Source organism: Enterococcus sp. RIT-PI-f (assembly GCF_001297065.1).
Lineage (GTDB): Bacteria > Bacillota > Bacilli > Lactobacillales > Enterococcaceae > Enterococcus_D.
On record NZ_LHOX01000003.1, the window covers coordinates 18,586 to 37,485 of the forward strand.

Genomic DNA, 18,900 nt, shown 5'->3' on the forward strand with positions numbered 1-18,900 from the left:
ATGTACGCTTAAATAGCTAAAGCAGCATTCTTACTCGTGAATATTCTTTTTGACATAAAAAAATTTCCCTGTATAGAACAGAAAAATTTTTTTGTTTTTTTTATTGAGATTGACGATATTGCCCTGGTGTGATGCCATACTTCCTCTTAAATAATCGATTAAAGTAGCTTGAAGTATAGCCCACTGATTCTGCGATTTCGTTTATTTTCATACTTGAATTCAGCAATTCACGCTTTGATATTTCTAATCTTAGTTCAGTTAAGTAATCGATAAAGTTGATTTGCATAACACGCTTAAATTCTCGACTTAATTGTGTCATTTCCAAGTCAACAAAATTTGCTGTTTCTTCTAATGATAACATTGGATTTCTATATTCTTGACGAAGATAAGTAATGGCCTTTTCTACTGCTATATCAGTCTTGTTCTTTTGCTGCTCAATAAGTAAGTTTAAAATAGGATGAATAAAAAAAGTATATAAGTCCTCTGATACTTTCATCGCATTTGTATACATTGCCAGTTCTTTTAATAAATTCGTTTTGGAAATATAAAAGTTTTCACTGATGTTGCGCGAAAAAAGAATAAAATGGATTTTATCATATAAACGTCCTAATCCCTTGATAAGAAATCCTTGTTGGTTATGTTCACCCAATAAATGCGTAATAAATGCATCCAAATCATCTCTGATAGCGCAATCATGTCGTTCGATTTTCCTTATTATTCGTTCTTCTAGATAAGTGGGATATACATGTTTTACAGTTTCAGGAACAATTCGCTGGTTTTCAGGAATAATTTTCCGATATTCTTTTTGCTTCACGATCAACTGAGCGTACTTAGCCAGACGCTGTACTTCTTGTACATTCGTTTGGGTAATCACCATCACATACTTTTTGATAATACGATTGCCAAAATCATTGACCAAATTGATAAATTGGTCCATTGATGCTTGACTTTCATTCGGTATAAATAGTAACATTCCTTCCTCGCTGAATGTACATACTGCATACTCTTGAAATGACCTCGAAGCGATATCACGAATCAGGTTTTCTAAGATAAACGCTTGAGAATGATTGAGATTGATTTCTTGATTATCATCTATCATATTTCCAGCTAAAAAGACATAACATAGATGGTAGTGGGCAATTGACTGTTTCCATCCATGAAGAAACAATTGGTTCCGAACCTCAGCTTCCGTCAAATAGCTGTATTTGCCGTCTATTACTCGAGACACTGCCAATTCTTTATCTTGTTTGATATGGGTTTGTTGGATATGTTCAAGCATTGATTTTCTTTCCATAATCTGTTGCCATTCATGACGCAAAGAATCAAATTCGTTCCCATCATGAGGCTGCCAATTTTCATTCCCAAAAATATCATTTAACATACTATCCATTGGCTTAAGCTGTCGTTTAACCAGTACTTGCCCTAATGCAACAAAAAAAAGAAATAATGCAACGCCAATGAACAATAAGATATCTGAAAAACGATGGATTGGTTGTGCAATCGTTGTAATAGGACTTACTGAATAAAACAACCAGTTTTGTGCTAGACGTGCCATTTTTGCTGTCACGAAACTGTATTGAATTGTATCGATCGTTTCTTGCCAGGTACTCATTCGATTGGCATGTCCAATAATGTAATTCTCATCAAATTCTATCCCTGTACTGACAATCATTTTGCCATCGATACTTAGCGCTGAACCACCATTTTCAATTGAACTAAGGGCTAGTAATTCTAACATAGCCGGTTTATTCATCGTTGTCACTAAAAATACTTCCCCTAAAGACGACACACTGCTTATGTTTTGTAAAAATAACAATTGGTTACTACTAGTCAACACCCATTGATACTCTTTGTCATTGGAAATTCGATACTCTTCATAAAGTGATTCATCTTGAATAGACCAAGTTCCTCCATCGCCAATGACAAAAGACTCTTCAGAAAAAATAAAAACCTCGCAATTCTTGATTAAAGGGTTGCTGTTTTTAAAACGAAAAAGATCTTGAGAGACTGTCATGATTTTCTGAAAGGCGCTAGAGTCATTTAAAGGGACGATTGAAAATTGTTTCATTAAATTTTGTCCCCATACACTGGATAAAATTTCTATTTGACCAATTTGCTGGTTCAAATAATCGACTTCTTGTAAGACTGACACATTATGCTTCTTTATAAATTCTGTTTGAATTGGACCATTCAAGTACACTCTAATACCTAAAGCTATAATAATAATCGGTAGACAAAATAAAAAACTGATCATCCGCAATCGTTGTTTAAAGGTATGCTCTTTTTGAGAAAAAAATTTCATTCGTCTCCCTCCGATCATATAGAACAGTATCAATATACATATGATTTAGTCAGTTACAGAACTTTCGGTACACGCTTCATGATTTTTATCTTCAAGTTTCAAAAGTTCAGCAAATAGGGTCAAACAAAGCCCTTGTCCCCATCCTTGAATCCACCGTTTTGAGATGTCTTTGTAACCTTGTGCATCACTCATGATTGCCGTACCAGCGGATACATCATTTACCTTACCGTCATCACCGACATGGGATAAAATACCTTCAATTGCACGCTCGATATACCGATGATGCAAGGGATTGCCATAGGCAGTCATACTCGCAGCCAACCCCGCAGAAGCCGATAGTTCCTCATAGGATGACTGATCGTCCAGAATCGTACACCACAATCCGTTGTTGGTTTGTAAATATTTGACTGCCGATAATTGCTCATCTAATGACCCTAAAATGTCCATAAATTTAGGGTAGAGGTATGCCTTTGGTAATATTCTTCCAACTTGTGACATTGTATACGCCGACCAAGCATTTGCTCTTGCCCAATAAATACCAGATAAATTCGTTTGTGTACTTGCATCATATCCATGGTAAAAGAGGCCAGTTTTAGGGTTTTGTAAATACTGAATATGCCAATAGTACTGATTTAGCGCATCGTTAATCAGTTGCTCATCTTCTAATTTGATTCCCATACGCAACATCAAAAAGGCTGCCATGAACAAGGTGTCTGCCCATGCTTGTTCAGGGAAATCATTGCTAGATGATACCGTATGCTGCAATACATTTGGTCCAAACCGTAAGGCTTTATGCTGTAAATAATCGATTTTGCTCATTAGTAATTGCCAATATTGTTCTTCTCCAGTTTTTTCATAAAGCGTGAGTAGACAATGTCCCATAGCACAAGTATTAACCGTCCACCGTTCAGGAAGTCCTAGAGAAATCAACTCATCGATTCGCTCTTGCATGATTCCAATATATCTTTCTTCATTTGTTGCCTCATACAAAGCGCTGATTCCATAGTAGGCTACACCACAAGGCCAATCCCACGTCATGTCCATACACATTGTCCGCGCAACTATGCTTTCAGCTTTTTCTATAAGAACATGTTGATTTATATTAATAACCATTGTCACTCTCCAAATATTTTTTTATTACTAGAATACGATATTCATATCCTTCTAATTGATAATCCCCCATTGGATAGTTGCTGTTTTTTAATAAATCTTTAGCTGGCATCTTCAGTCGATAATGGGCCATAGACGAACCCAAGTTTCCTAAATATAAATAAATTTCTGTTGCTGTTTCTCTACGATATTTGACGATACCTTCTTCAATGTTTAGCATTGAATGGTCTTGATCGAATGGTGCAATTTCTTTCTGAATAAACCGGTGCCATAACAAACTTCCTCTTAAATCGATTGGCAAACCGCCACAGTAAATCACTTCCCCATTTCCAATTTTTTTCTTGGCCATGATATTTTTATTGTTTTCAAAAAGAGCCAAAGCTTCCCAATTCGTTCCTGAAAATGTTGTAGTCAACCCCATCATAGACTCAGTTCGGTCATTTGTACTGATAGTCGCTGGGTATGTCTCGACCCATTGCTGCTGAATATGATTTAGTTCCAACCATTCACCCAAAATGTCCAGCCCGTTTTTTTCTGGCCAACTCAGTTCCATTGTCCGATCGCCAGTCATTGGTCCCAAAATCAGTTTCCCGCCACCTTCAACGAAATCTTGACATTTTTTCAGTAATGTCGGACTAATGCCACGAACAAAAGGAGCCAAAATGAGATCATATGGCTCAAATAAACTACCTTCCTGAATAACTTCGACACTGACACCAGCTTTGATCATGCTTCCATAATACTCAGTAACAAGGGAACGGTGGTTGCATCGACCACCTGTTTCTACTTGATAGAACCGTTTGGCGTTGTCCGAATACAGCAACGCAATTTTTGCTGACACATATTCACTGGTACTTAAAGAAGGGCTAAGTTCTTCTAGTAATTCACCACATTTTATTACTCCAGCGTAACCTAAGTCAGGCTCTCCCCAAGATGTAATCACCGCGCTATGCGTTTGCTCGACACCATATCGATGTCCCCGAAAGTGCCAGAATGTAAACGATGAAAGATTTCCTGCAAAGCCAACAAAAAATTTAACCGGCAAAAAATTTTCTGGTTGCGGTGAAACATAGTTTTCAATATGTCCCACATGAGAAGTACATGTTTCTAGTAAGAGCATCTCCTTTCTATTTCTTAAAACATTTCTCCAAGTATCCAGATTTAATGTATAAGCCGGATAATCTTCAGGCGATGGATAGGTATCAAACCCAGCTACATCTAAAGCAGAAAACAGCTCCTCATTCATCAGATTAAAACCAAAAGCTGTATTGTGAGTAATCGGCAAATCTGATTCCATACGTATATAATGACAAGAATCATGGGCAAATTCATTGATGGTCTGTGCGGTAAACTTCCTGAATGCGTTCGTTAATGAAGAATTATGAATAAATGGTGTTCTAGTAGGTAGGATAACTTCTTCAAAGCTGGCATAATGCTCAGACCAAATTTGGGTGCCCCACTGTGTATTAAGAAACGCGATGGATTGATACTCTTTGGCTAACCAACCCAGCCATTTTTCCTGGCAAGATGGACAATAACAGCAATCAACATGACATTTAAATTCATTGTCTAGTTGAAAAGCTACTACATTGTCAAAAGTTTTTGCTACTGCAGCAATCCGTCGGGTCAATTGATAGGCTTTTTCCCGAAAATGTGGATTATTCGTACACACATGTTGCCGTGAACCATGAGACATTTGTGTACCATCACTATTTTTTACACAAGCTTCTGGATATTTCTTTGTGAACCATCTAGGCGGTGTTGGTGTTGGAATGCCTAAGCAAACATCTATTCCTTGCTTTTGGTATACTTCCAGCCAGTACCGAAGAGATTCCATTGCATAAACACCTTCTTCTGGTTCTAATGAAGACCAAGCAAACTCACCAATCCTCGCAAAATTCATCTTCAAACGACGCAAATGTGCTACATCTTCTTCAAATATTTCTGGGGACCACACTTCCGGATACATGCAGGCACCGTAATAAAGTTTCGTAAATAATGGCTCAGACGATACATAGGAACGCAAACGAATACTTACATAGCGAGCAACTTCATAAGCGCCATTTTCGTTCAAATGGGTATTATCTTGAATTCCATCGGGATAATGGTCTAATTCTTGAGGATCACCCCACACAAAGTATTTTTTGGACGCCTCTTTTCCGGTATCTTGATAAAGAAGAAACGTATACTGATTCAGATCAAAATAAGGTACATCAAGGTTTTGTGCCAAACGCTGAATGATAGCTTGGTATTCTTTAAGTGTATACGAAAGTGCTCCTTCATAGATCGATCGTCTTTCGATAGGCGTACACAAAATCACTTGCACATCTTTTTCTAGTAGTTTTTCAACCATTGTTTTCATACGTTGATAATATTCGTGATGTGATACATCTGAAATGTCTTTTTGGTCATTGTGACCAAATTGAAGTAGCGCCAAATCGTTGGATGCCGCTTCAAATAATAAACTGTCGTATAGCCCTTCTTCCATAAACGAACGTGTTGTCGCCCCGCGTTTTGCAAAATTGACTACACTTATTTGGGGTGCAGTTTTTCTCATGATGTCTTTCAATGCTTGTCCCCAGCCCATCATAGGCGCTTCATTTAACGGATAATCTGCAACAGTCGAATCGCCTGCTAATAATATTTTCATATTGACCTCTTTTCTTTTGTATGCGCTATCATTTAATTTTAAGAGTTCCTTCGTTAAATGACATTGTACAAAACTGGTTAAAGTATGTACTTTGTTGGCGAACTACCTAATCTTCTTAAAATGTATCTAGCTATGATAAAAATCAAGTATTGAAAGATAACGACGATTCATGGATATAGATACTTTGATCCGGTCGCATTATTGACAAAAATGGACAATTGCAGGAAATTTACAGACTTTGTATGATGGAGAAAAAAGAAAGAAGTGTGTTTATTGATATCTACCAAAAAAATAGCTAAGCAATCGATCACGATTCAGTGGCAAGAAATGGAAAAGAGTCAAAAACCCTATCGCGTATTCTGGTCAAATAAAAATCTGGCAACTTCTCAATTTGAATTCGTTGGGGAGGTAAATGAGCCTTACTTCACATTGTACAAATCTACCCATGTTCCCCATTATTTTAAAATCAGTGGGACGGATTGGGAAAGTCCTGTTTACGAGAGTCCAGTATTCCATCATTTTAACGAGCAAATTGAAACTCTTGATCGTGGTCTGATTGCTGTTCCTATAGATGAAGGTATTTTTTTAAGCTGGCGTTTATTATTCACTGAAGTCATTGGTTATGATAAAATGCAACAATCTTTGACTAGCCTTCCATTTACTTTGTATCGGAATGATGTTGAAATTGCTGTCATTGAAAATAGTACCAATTATTTAGATCCCCATGGCAAACCAAGTGATACTTATCGAGTAGCCTACGAAGCGAATCACTCAAAAAGCGTATCTGTTTGGGCAAACAACTATTTTGATGTTCCTATCAAAAAACCTAAGTCTAGTGTGACACCAAATGGCAAACTATATCATTATCAGGCAAACGATCTTTCAGTTATGGATGCAGACGGTGATGGTGAATATGAGTTGATTCTCAAATGGGAGCCATCGAATGCGCAAGATGTATCTCAAAAAGGTTATACTGGCAATTGTTATATAGATTGTTATAAGTTATCAGGAAAATTAGTATGGCGTATTGATTGTGGCCCAAATATTCGTTCTGGTGCGCACTATACCCAATTTATGTGTTTCGATTTCAATTCAGATGGCAAAGGTGAGATAAATATTAAAACTGCCCCAGGAACGAAAATTATTCGTTTCGACGATCACGGAGATGTCATCGACGAAGTATTCATCACATTGCCAACATCCGATCGGGCGTCGGGGATCACTCATCAGGATAATTATGTTTGCTCAAGCGAAGATTATGCGAACCACCTTCATCGTCTGTTCATGAAATGGCATCGCCAACCTGAAGTTCTCCGCGGACAATGGCCGCAGACGATTGAAGACTGCCTCCATTTGAAGCCAAGATATAATTATCCATTATCATCAAATGATGCTCAATTATTAGTAGATTATTTTATAGATGAATTCGCACCAAGTAAAAGTGAAAAAAACCAGCTGAGAAACTTCGAAGGCTTTATTTTTGATGGACCAGAATATTTAACGATGTTTTCTGGTGATGGCAAAGAAATACAAACGATTCCTTTCCCTTTTCCACGAGATGATGATGGTCTGCGGTGGGGAGATTACGCTGGAAAGCGTATCGAACCATGCAATCGGGTCGATCGCTTTTTGTCAGGTGTAGGCTATTTGGATGGTGAACGGCCTTATCTGATTATCTGTCGGGGATATTATACTCGCACATGCATTGCTGCCTATCACTTTATCAATAATGCTTTTGAAGAAGTTTGGAAAATCGATAGCGGTCACATTCCTATGGATAATCCATTCGATAATCACTCAACTGAGGTGAATGGTACAGATCCTCAATATGGCACTTTAGCTGGACAAGGAAATCATTCATTATCGTGTGTAGATATAGATGGTGATGGATGTATGGAAATCATATACGGGGGTGCGGCGATTGATCATGATGGGCGTTTGCTTTATAGTTCTTGGGATAAGTTGCCCAGTGGTCAATTAGCAAAACTAGGACACGGTGATGCGATGCATGTAGCAGATATTGATCCTGATCGACCTGGTTTCGAGATCTTTAATGTCTTTGAAGGTGCTTCTGCCGCCCCTTACGGTTATGCTTTAAGAAAAGCGGAAAATGGCAATGTTATTTTTGGAGAATATGAAGAAGCACGTGACTTAGGCCGATGCATGATTGGCGATGTACTGCCTCAAAGAGGGTTGCAATGCTGGGTCAATACAATAGGAACATTCGATTGCCATGGTCGTTTATTGGAAGAAAAAACGCTAGGCACAAATATGTCTATTCGCTACCGTCCCGACTTCACGACCCAAGTCATCGATGGAACAGACTATCTCACCGAAAAAGGTTCAGGTGTCATCAATGATTTCCGTCAGGGAACGGTTCTTATCCCAAATGATACGAAAACAAATAACGGAACAAAAGGTAATCCAGCCTTGGTTGTTGATCTATTTGGAGATTATAGAGAGGAATTGATTGTCAGAAAGTCGGATAGCTCAGCTTTACGCATTTATACAAATACCGAAAAGAGCAATCAAAAATTATTTACATTGATGCATGATACCCAATATAGAACCGGCATCGCTTGGCAAAACAACTGCTATAATCAACCCTGCTATCCCAAATTCTACTATGCTAGCGATCTAGACAGTGCGTATATTTTACCCCATTTAACTAGGAAGCCTGTTTTTTACTTGATTGGTGACAGTACAATACAAAGTTATGAAGATTGTGAAAATCAATATGGTTGGGGACAATTTTTCTTAGGGTGTTTGAATAACGGATATAGCCAAAAAATGTTTTGTACTGAACAAAATCATGTTTTTCGTTATGAAAATCAACGGAATGTCGTTGAAAATCATGCCTTAGCAGGTCGATCGAGCCGTTCTTATTATGAGCAAGACCATTTAAAAGTCATTGGCGACATAATCAGAGAAGGAGACTTCTTGTTCATCCAGTTTGGGCATAATGATTTGGACTTAAATAGGTCTGATCGGTATGTGCCCATCGAAGAATTTACCGATACTTTGAAACGTTATATTGATTGGGCCAAAGAAAAAAATGCCATTCCTGTTTTACTGACTACTACCATACCCGGTACAAATTTAAAAGATAGAAATTCAGATTTATTTAATTATCACAAACGATTAAAACACTATAACGATGAAACAACACGGTTTGCGCAAATGCAAAATATCCTATTTTTACCTGTTTCAGAAGTTGCTGCCAATCACTTTCAGCAACTATCAGCAGAGAAGATCCAAGCGTTTTATCAAAATGATGCTATCCATTTAACAACTGCTGGAGCTTTATTTTATGCGGAATTGATTGCTGGATTATTTGTTGAAGCACATCGTAACATGAGTGATCCCAAGCAATAGTTGAAAAATAATGAACACTGATTATTTTTCAAAAAAAAGTATCATATTAAAGTGAATAGTTGGCAAATCATAAAGAAAACACGACCCATACATATTCACCGAATGGATCGTGTTTTTTTCCTTTATTACAATTAGAGATTTTTAAGCAGGGTAACTGCCCGTTCAATACCAGTATCTTTCGTTTCTTCAAGTACAACGTAGCACATGGGTTTCTTTTCTTGCAAGATATTCAATATTTCTTTGTAAGCAATCTGACCTTCTCCTAGTGGAACAGGGACTATCCTATTTCCATCTATCTGATAGTCTTTTAAATGTAAACAAACGATTTGATCACCGAACATTTCAAACGCTTCTTTGACAATAGATACTTGATCTGCAGCTGTTTCTGCTGTGATCAAATTTGTTGGATCATAGATAATACCAAGATAAGGTGAAGGTACCCGTTTGATTAATTCTGCTATACGATGATTTGAATATAATGGATGATTCAATCCTGCTTCAATGCCAACCATTGTTTGGTGTTGCTCACCGACTGAAACCAGCCGACTAATCACTTCAACTAAATCATCAAAAACCGCATCCGTGAAATTTTCCTCGCTATATCCAAGGGCTGGAATGACCGATCCTGTTTCCGAAGCAACCATGGCTGCGCCAAAATAGCGTGCGTGGAACAAGTATTGTTCAAATTTACTTAATATTTCTTCTCTAACTGCTGCATCTGGATGGATCAAGTTGCTGTAACAACTTAACAGTGCGATTTGAACATGACTTGCTGCAAATGTCTGTTTAAAAAAAGTACCCATCCCCGGATTGATTTTATCAGCCGCACTCCATTCAGGAAAAGACGCGCTTAATGCGAATTGCACATTCCTGACATCCTTAGAAGCAACCGCCTGGGCTAACGATTCAGGTCGAGTTATGCCAGATAGATCATGACCTCTTACTGCAAGATTAAACATTATTTCATTCCTTTCTTTCTGTTCTGCTGCTTCCTATACGAAGCAACAAGTAAAGTATTCAACTAATTGGTAACGCTATCTTTAAACAATACCATATCACACTTTATAAAACGATCTTCGATTACTTTTTTTGGGCTTTATCTTTCATACACATCATTTTCATCTTTCGTTATATTCAAAGCAGTCACAGTAACATGCTGAAAATCCATCTGTTTTACTCCACTGATTTTCCCATATTCATGAGCCTCAATCCTCACATCTTTGAACTGCAACTGATCGATTGGCTCTTTCTCACTTCCCTCAATGAAAAAAGCACGTGAGCTCCCCATTTTTTGATCATTGACAACAGCTACTTGTCCAACAACTATATCTTTTACTTTTGCTGGACCTACACTCTGTTTATGGGTACCAATTAATTTATGCCAGTGATCCGGAATATCACCTCGATAGGTATGAGGTATCATGGCATAGCTATACTCCGGATACCAATCGGTTTGGATCAGAAATGGAAATTGAACATTCTTCATGTGTAATTCTGATACATTAATTCGCTGAATAAATCCGCCACGATCATTGGCTGACTTGATCCTAAAGCCCACCCCGGTTCCTTCAAATTGAATACGACGGATGTCTACGTCCTCGATCCCTCCTGATGTTTCACTACCAATCGTGATGCCCGATCCTTTTCCAATCTGGCAATCTTTAATAGTAATATTTCTGGAAATGGTTTGATTTTCCCGTGCTTCTTCACCTCTACCTGCTTTGATACAAATATTATCATCATTGCAAGACACATAAACATTTTGCACGACCACATTTTCTGACGAATCAATATCGATGCCATCAGTACTAGGTCCCTTAGAATTGATAACGCTGATTCCATCTATCAACACATCGTTTGCATAGGTCACTTGCGTATTCCAAAAACCAGACTGTTCCGTTCGAATTCCTTTGATTTTGACGCCCTGACTGCGATATACCAGAATATTACGCGGCCGTTTACAGTCATAGTCTGCTGCCCACCGCAGACCTTTTTTGGCATAATCTGCCATCATACCACTGGTTTCATCATCTCCCCAAAATTTCCGCCACCAATGCTCACCCTGACCGTCAATTTTACCAGTGCCAGAAATGCTTACATTCGTTGCATTGACTATATTCAAAACTGCGGCTGGCCAATGCATATCCACGCCTGCAACACGATTATAAAATTCCGGATAATCATCTATTTTCCAGCTTCCGTATAGCGTTGTTTCAGCTGATAAAACAAAGTGTACATGGCTCTTAATAAAAATAGCGCCGACTAAATATTCTCCTGCTGGTGTAATGACCTGGCCATTGGTTAGAGAAGCTTGATCAATTTGTTCTTGCAACTGTTTTGTAATATCTTTCATAGTACCCTTCCTTCTTGCTTTCTCCTGTGCTTCGCTTTTACTGATTATATGAAATGCACCACTCATCATCTGCCAGAGGCAGTCTATCTTGATTGGTGATAAATATCCGATCGATTTTCACATTCGCGCTTCTTCCGTGGATACCTATCAAATTGGCGCCTTCTGATAAATGAACAGTAGCAAGATGGTTCCAATGCCAAATAGATGTCGTTAAGAAATGAAACAATCCTTTTGATACAGCATGGCATGTTTCATTTAAAAGTTCGCCATTTATACTCAATGCAACTTTATCACTAAATTTACTATCATATTTCAGTAAAAACCATAAACGATAATTGTCAGAGTGATGAAGATTGATCCGATAATACAATGATGGTGCCGCTAGAGGACTATGCCAAAGAACGCCCTCCTCACCTGGAATAACCATTCCTAAGCCACGGTTGCCATTCGTTGGTGTGCCAATATGTGACCAAATTCCAGTTGTTTCACCTGGTAAAGAACTTGTGTGATACGCATACTCTGACTGCTTTATAGCATCCTCGATTTCAATCAGTACAGACCCCTCTTTATCTTCATATGGCCTGTATCCTCCATAGCCTGAAGAACTGTGTTGTCCCATGTCGATTGCTTCTACTTCACCACATTTTTTTTGACTCTTTTTGGTCATTTTTGCATGAATAAAATCCTGCTGATAAAAAGCTTCATCAACATACAGCATCTCTGGCAACGGAATCTCTTGATAGAAGCTGTGATACTCTCTTTGGCAAAACGCATCAAAACTTTGAGGCAGATGCGGTAATGCTTCTTTTCGATTGTCTCTCGATTTCACATAATTGATTGGTGGACCTAGCTGGCATTTTTGATATTCTTGGGTATAGATAACAACTTTAGAAAGCACTACATATCGATCGACAGCAATCAATTTGAACGTGTGGTTCCCTTTAGTAAGATATGGTAACCGGCAATAACACTTATCCACTTCATTTGTAACAGCCTCACGCCAATTTCCGCGATGCTCATCTGTGATTTCTGTTTCAATGATTTGCATCGGAAAGTTATCAATTTGAACGCCGAATCTCAATCTACCAACTGAATTAAGCGTAGGCATGCGATAGACTTCGAGTAAATGACTGCCTGGGCTTTTCAAAGAAAATTGATAATAAGTGAAAGGGTAATCTTTTTCTTCTCCCTCTTGAACGACTGCTTCAAGCGCGTCTCCTCCGAATCTACCGAGGTCGCTTCTTACTTGCCATTGACCAACGGATGAATGGTTTTGCCCATCAAAATCTGTGGGTACAAAAGCTACATAACCATCTGTTTCGGTCAAAGAAGATAGTTTCTCATCCACTAATCGTTCATTGATCACTGCCTCGACTTCGATAATACTGGTTTTCTCATTTGACCACTGGATAGTTATCTGCCCTTTCGTATTTTTCGAAAGCAGCGTTTCATCGATGTTGATCAAAATACGCTGTTCTGGCAGGTTACTTGTGAGTTCACCCGATACCGAGGATAACATTACCCATTGAGGTGCTTCTATCGAATAAGTTAACTTTTCAGTGCTTTGATTGGACAGATCTATCCATTTTTGTCGTATGCCGCCTGTTTCAAAGACAAGCTTCTCGGCAAATGAGCTACCTTGCCAAATAAAGACCTGACCTTGCGGTTGTGATGTACATAATGCAGGCTTTGTTGTCGGATACATCCGCATATTGGGTGGAGGTGCACTTTCTGGTGTCATGATCCCATTCCATTTCCCATCAAGCATTCGTTGATTGTAATAAAACAAAAGCCATCTTAAATAGGTTGTGTACCGTGATGATAATTGGGTATAATAGTCAGCTGCTGCCCAATTCTCCCTTTCATAAGACAGTATACTCCTGTCCGCAAAATAATATTCAGCATTCTTAAAATAGGCAGCCTGAACTTTCATTTGAATCAGTTGGAAAAAAGCAGGCTTTTCGATTGTTGATAGACGTGCGGCTATTTGATTGACTTGGTCAAATATATCTTTGATTTGATTGAGTCTGGCAGCTGCTTCATCTCCAAATGTATTCTGACTAAAGGTATGATTATCCATCATTTCTATTTTGCGTACATTGATTACCTGTGTAAATCGATTAAATAAAGGCCCACCATCACATCCAATATCTGAATCAAATTCTTGATTCAACCAGTCGGTCAAGAAAGCGTTGATATCGAGAGTCGTTGTTTCTTTCCCTACTTCCCAAGCGTAACGGGTATAAAATTCGATATCTTGCTCTATTCCTTTGATTGATCCGACATTCAATACCCACATTTTCTTGATGCCGTTTTCCCATGACTTTTTCAATTCATTTTTCATTCTAGCCAATGGCGTTGAACTGATGAAAAGATAATGCAAATTGTTACTTGACCAATAGGAACTATGATAATATAACCCATGGCCTCCTTTTCTCTGCTGTTCCCTTTCATTAGGAAAACGACGCATATACCCATAATTATCATTTGACCAGATAATCGTGACGTCCTCTGGAATAGTTAAACCAGCATCATAATAAGTCAATACTTCTTTATATGGAACCATGATTTGCAGCAGATCTGATACAGGAATCGTATGCACCTCAGATAGGATTTGTTGCTGATCCGCAATGACTTGTTCCAAAAGTGCAATTTTAGCTGCTTGTTTTTCTTTTTCTGTTAATTTCTGATTTTGATCAATGGATTCTGTCGTAAATCCTGTATCATGTATCCCTCGCATACCTAAGGTGTAACTTACATCATATTTCTTGTTTGCTTCAACACTCTCCCGCCAATATTCCCGTAATTTTTCTTGATTCCATCCTTTGATTGAGTAGTCATAGACAACTTTAGGATCTGTATATCCTTTTTGTTCCAGCCAAGGCTGCCATTCGTTTTGATTACTTCTTAATAACATATCACAATGAGAAGTACCGATAATGATGCCGCGTGCATCAGCAAGACGTGCATGTTCTGGATTTTGATTAAAATAGTTGACATGCATGGCTGGCCAGAGATAATTTACCTTTAATCGCAACATCAAATCGAATATATGTCGATATGTTTCTAAACCGATCGTTCCATCATTAGTATGAATTTTGGCCCATTGCGCTAGTGCTTCCTCATCATTGATAAAAAAACCCCGGTATTGCACAGAAGGATAGTCTGATTGATAATAATCTATTGGCAGTATGAAACAATCTTTATGTTTGATTGGTACATCAGCAAAAAAATGCCAAGGTGAAACACCTATTTGACGGATAAAGTCATAAATTCCAAAGATTGTTCCTCGGGCGTCCCCACCGATGATCCATAATTTCCCTTTACATACAGCGATGATATAACTTTCCCAAATCACTTTTCCCTCACGATCGATCAAGCCAGAGATATCCGGATAAAAAGGAAAATGACTGATTTGATCATAAGTAGAAATAACGAATTCTGCTTCTTCAAAAGAAACTTCTCTTACCTCTTTTTCAAAAACTTTACCTAAGTCTTCTCTTAAGTCAATGATTGCATTGTCAATGCTTGTTGCTGCAATTTTTTGATACATCGATATGACTTCCTGCCCAAAAAAAATGTGCTTATTATCCATAATCTCCCTCATAAATAAATAGACATCGGTTCTGATGCGACTGATTCAATATCCTGTTTTTCAATAGACGTGATCAATGTCTCCTCCTTTAGAACATTGATTTTACGCAAATGGATTTTTCGACAATATGTCAATAACATATCAGCTGTTTCCTTTGTGGCTATCACATTGATCATATCCAAATGAACGTTTTCCACTGGGTTGACATCGTGGTTCGTTTTGTTCGAAAAGCCGATCAATTCAATCACTCTTCCATCTCCCGTAATGGTCACATTGGTCAAAAAAATATCTGAGATCACTGGCAAATCATGGGCCGGTTGGCCATCTGCATTATAGGTAACAGGATGCGCCATAAATCGATCGATAGAACAATCACGAATATGGATGTTTTTTATATATCCGCCACGTTCATTCTGTGCCTTTAACTCAATCCCATAAAACGTGTTCTTGATGACACAGTCACTAATATAAACATCTTCTACTCCGCCTGATTGTTCGCTGCCTATCGCAATTCCATGACCACCTCTTATATTTAAATCAAAAATATGAACGCCTTTAGTAGGTAAATGAATAATATTACCTTCGGGATTCTTACCTGATTTAATTGCCACGCAATCATCGCCAGTATCAAATTCAGTATCAAAAAGCCAGAGATTTCTTGAAGAATCTGGATCCCAGCCATCACCATTATCGATACCTTTGGAAAGAATCGTTAGTCCATGGGAAACAATTGTATCGGAATAAATCATATGTATCGTCCAACTAGGGGGATTAATCAATTTTAAACCTGTCATGTGGATATTTTTTGCTTGCATAGTAGATATTAAACGTCCTCTTGCGCGTCTCCCCGCCTGTTGGTCAGAAACATATTGAGGAAATTTCTCTTTATTCGCATAAATTTCCCGCATGGCCATTCCAAGTTGATTGCCTCCACCATTGATAGTGCCTGTTCCACAAATGCGGACATTATTGCAGACGATTCTTTGACGGTCTGATGGATCAATATAGCCGATGTTAATCAATGAACGGTAACAGTATAGTTCCCATCCTTCATAACGGCTTAATGGCAACCCATCTTCATTGCAGATACCATCATACATTTTTTGATCAAAAAAGCGAAAATCATCTGGATTTTGACTGGCGGTCAAACAGCCATCAATTTGTAATGTCATATGACTTTTTAGCTGAATGGCTCCTGATAAGATGTTTGCCTCTTTAGGAATCAAGACTGTTCCGCCAAGGGAGCACTCATCAATCGCTTGTTGTAATAGATGTGTGGCTATTGTTGCGCCTGTTGGGTCAATCAGATAGGGCGCACGGGTCACATCAATCCATTCAGTGGGGGACATTGTTGTAAGTGAACAAGTAGCCTCATCATGATCGAATCGTTCCCCCTCATCACTCAAACAATAGAGCGTCAACCGATACGTTGTATTCGCATGAAGATGTTGAACCGTAAAATGTGTCTTATTCGCTGGCAGCACAGCAATACAGTCATTATCAAGCTGGATCTGATAGGCTGCTACGTTGAATATAGCTGTCGGTTTTTCCCAAACCACCGTAGCTTGATTCTCAGAAATAGTTGCAGGTAATACATGAAAGTGAAACATTGAATGGCTTTGCATAAAAAATCCCTTTCCTTTCTGCACAAAAATATAAAAGAAGATATTCTATGACAGTCGAATATCTTCTACAAACTTATTTAAGTCCAGTTGTGCTGATACCTTCCACAATATATTTTTGGAACAAAAAGAAAATAATCAATACTGGTAGTAGTGATACAACAGACATGGCGAACATCGCTCCCCAATTAGAAGTACTACTAGAATCCAAGAACTGCTTTAAGGCAATTGAAACTGTATAATTTTCGGGACGAGTCAAGTAAAGCATTGGCCCAATCAATTCTTCCCACTTCCAATAAAAGGCAAAAATTGCAGCATTTGCCAAAGAAGGTTTCATCAAGGGCAAAATGACTCTAAAAAAGATACCAACACGGCCACAACCATCCATTTTTGCTGCTTCATCTAAATCAGTTGGAATTGCAGACACAAATTGCACCATCATGAAGATGAAGAACGCATGACCAAAATATGATGGAACTGTTACTGGTCGAATCGAATTCAACCAGCCTAATTGATTAAACCACAAATATTGAGGGACCATAATGATTTCTTGCGGTAACATCATAGTCACCAATACACATGCAAACCAAAAGCCTTTTCCTTTAAAAGGAATACGGCCAAATCCATAAGAAATCACTGCAGATGAACAAACTGCACCAATCATCGCAATCAGTGCGATCCGCAAAGAGTTAAAGATATAAGTAAAAAATGGAATGCCAGCAATCCCTTGAAACCCCTTCGTAAAATTATCCAAAGTCCAATTTCTAGGAATCAACTGCGTTGCAGTTTGGAATATCTCATTGTTTGGCTTGAAAGAACTGAAGATCAACCAGAATATCGGGTATAGCATAATCAATGCCGCAATCAGGATTAATCCGTCAAATAAATAGTTGCGTTTTTGGACTTGCATTTTTTTAAACCTCCTCGTTTTCTTTAAAGACCCAGAATTTTGATGTTGCAAAGAAAATGATCGTAATGAAACCAACTACTACAAGTAATATCCACGCCAGTGCTGAGGCGTAGCCCATCTTGAAATCTGTAAATGCTCTTTGATACATATACAAGGAATAAACTAAAGTACCATTTCTAGGAGAACCTGTACCATTTGAGATAATATAAGCAGGTGTAAAAGTCAAAAATGCCATAATCGTTTGATACACTAAATTAAAGAAGATGATCGGTGTCAAAACAGGGATAGTAATATTAAAAAATTGTCTGATTTTTCCTGCACCATCAATTTCTGCTGCCTCGTAATAATCTTTAGGAATATTCTTTAATCCTGATAAAAAAATCAGCATAGATGAGCCAAATTGCCAAGCAGCTAATAAAATCAGCGTCATTAAAGCCAAGCCCGGACTTTTGAAGAAATAAACTGGATCAATACCAATAGAAGTTAAAATGCCGTTGATCAATCCTGAATCTCCAAACAAGTTTCTCCACATGATCGATACTGCCACACTGCCGCCTAAAATCGATGGAATATAGAAAAGCACCCGATAAACACCGCTTAGCTTTGATGGACGATTGATCAGCATTGCCACTGCTAAAGCAACAATCAATCTTAATGGTACTGCAACAGCAACATATTTCAGGGTGACAGTCAATGATTGGACAAATTTGGGATCGTTAGTAAAAATATTGATAAAATTATTCAGACCTACAAATTTTGCCTCCGTAAGTAAATCATAATCATGAAACGACATAAATAATGAAATCCCCATCGGTACGATAATAAAAGCAAAAAAACCGATAATAAATGGGGAGATAAATAAATAGCCCGTCAACATGTTTTGTTTTGTTTCTGGTAATCGGTTAAACCAACTTTTGACTTTCCCCGTTTGCTTCGAAACAGATGAATTTGTTTGAATTTCCATAGTAGTCACATCCAACCTT

10 protein-coding genes are annotated in these 18,900 nt (G+C 38.1%); 1 reads left to right on the forward strand and 9 read right to left on the reverse strand.

Features of this window, described 5'->3' with window-relative positions; genetic code table 11:
• Window positions 1-100: 100 nt before the first annotated feature.
• The 3 genes from AEQ18_RS00505 to AEQ18_RS00515 are packed head-to-tail and all read right to left on the reverse strand — an operon-like array spanning window position 101 to window position 6,062.
• The gene (locus AEQ18_RS00505; RefSeq protein WP_054114410.1) at window positions 101-2,302 is read right to left on the reverse strand and encodes a helix-turn-helix transcriptional regulator; all 2,202 of its coding nucleotides are present in this window, start codon (window positions 2,300-2,302) and stop codon (window positions 101-103) included.
• Window positions 2,303-2,347: 45 nt separating this feature from the next.
• A complete protein-coding gene (locus AEQ18_RS00510) occupies window positions 2,348-3,415 on the reverse strand; it encodes a glycoside hydrolase family 88/105 protein (RefSeq protein WP_054114411.1) in 1,068 nt (355 codons plus the stop codon).
• Complete coding sequence (locus tag AEQ18_RS00515; RefSeq protein WP_054114412.1) at window positions 3,405-6,062, reverse strand: beta-galactosidase; 2,658 nt, start codon at window positions 6,060-6,062, stop codon at window positions 3,405-3,407. Before AEQ18_RS00515 ends, AEQ18_RS00510 begins: the two co-directional genes overlap by 11 nt.
• A gap of 273 nt (window positions 6,063-6,335) precedes the next feature.
• Here AEQ18_RS00515 and AEQ18_RS00520 point away from each other — a divergent pair, with 273 nt between their 5' ends.
• On the forward strand, window positions 6,336-9,437 hold the full coding sequence (locus AEQ18_RS00520; RefSeq protein WP_235505457.1) for a rhamnogalacturonan lyase family protein: 3,102 nt from the start codon (window positions 6,336-6,338) through the stop codon (window positions 9,435-9,437).
• A 131-nt stretch (window positions 9,438-9,568) separates the two neighbouring features.
• Here AEQ18_RS00520 and AEQ18_RS00525 read toward each other — a convergent pair whose 3' ends face one another.
• The 6 genes from AEQ18_RS00525 to AEQ18_RS00550 form a co-directional block, all read right to left on the reverse strand.
• Window positions 9,569-10,396, reverse strand: coding sequence for a sugar phosphate isomerase/epimerase family protein (locus AEQ18_RS00525; RefSeq protein WP_054114413.1), 828 nt, complete (start codon window positions 10,394-10,396; stop codon window positions 9,569-9,571).
• Window positions 10,397-10,533: 137 nt separating this feature from the next.
• Complete coding sequence (locus AEQ18_RS00530; RefSeq protein WP_054114414.1) at window positions 10,534-11,790, reverse strand: glycoside hydrolase family 28 protein; 1,257 nt, start codon at window positions 11,788-11,790, stop codon at window positions 10,534-10,536.
• 37 nt (window positions 11,791-11,827) lie between these two features.
• Window positions 11,828-15,343, reverse strand: a complete 3,516-nt coding sequence (locus AEQ18_RS00535) for a glycosyl hydrolase 115 family protein (protein ID WP_054114415.1) — start codon at window positions 15,341-15,343, stop codon at window positions 11,828-11,830.
• Between the two features lie 50 nt (window positions 15,344-15,393).
• A complete protein-coding gene (locus tag AEQ18_RS00540) occupies window positions 15,394-16,995 on the reverse strand; it encodes a glycosyl hydrolase family 28 protein (protein ID WP_160316041.1) in 1,602 nt (533 codons plus the stop codon).
• An 88-nt stretch (window positions 16,996-17,083) separates the two neighbouring features.
• Complete coding sequence (locus AEQ18_RS00545) at window positions 17,084-17,917, reverse strand: carbohydrate ABC transporter permease (protein ID WP_054114416.1); 834 nt, start codon at window positions 17,915-17,917, stop codon at window positions 17,084-17,086.
• 4 nt (window positions 17,918-17,921) lie between these two features.
• Window positions 17,922-18,881: a carbohydrate ABC transporter permease gene (locus tag AEQ18_RS00550; RefSeq protein WP_054114417.1), complete on the reverse strand. Its 960-nt coding sequence runs from the start codon at window positions 18,879-18,881 to the stop codon at window positions 17,922-17,924.
• Window positions 18,882-18,900: the final 19 nt, after the last annotated feature.

Coding starts and splice junctions, on each gene's coding strand:
- AEQ18_RS00505 (WP_054114410.1), bottom strand. CDS start 2,302: ATGAAATTTTTTTCTCAAAAAGAGCATACCTTTAAACAACGATTGCGG.
- AEQ18_RS00510 (WP_054114411.1), bottom strand. CDS start 3,415: ATGGTTATTAATATAAATCAACATGTTCTTATAGAAAAAGCTGAAAGC.
- AEQ18_RS00515 (WP_054114412.1), bottom strand. CDS start 6,062: ATGAAAATATTATTAGCAGGCGATTCGACTGTTGCAGATTATCCGTTA.
- AEQ18_RS00525 (WP_054114413.1), bottom strand. CDS start 10,396: ATGTTTAATCTTGCAGTAAGAGGTCATGATCTATCTGGCATAACTCGA.
- AEQ18_RS00530 (WP_054114414.1), bottom strand. CDS start 11,790: ATGAAAGATATTACAAAACAGTTGCAAGAACAAATTGATCAAGCTTCT.
- AEQ18_RS00535 (WP_054114415.1), bottom strand. CDS start 15,343: ATGTATCAAAAAATTGCAGCAACAAGCATTGACAATGCAATCATTGAC.
- AEQ18_RS00540 (WP_160316041.1), bottom strand. CDS start 16,995: ATGTTTCACTTTCATGTATTACCTGCAACTATTTCTGAGAATCAAGCT.
- AEQ18_RS00545 (WP_054114416.1), bottom strand. CDS start 17,917: ATGCAAGTCCAAAAACGCAACTATTTATTTGACGGATTAATCCTGATT.
- AEQ18_RS00550 (WP_054114417.1), bottom strand. CDS start 18,881: ATGGAAATTCAAACAAATTCATCTGTTTCGAAGCAAACGGGGAAAGTC.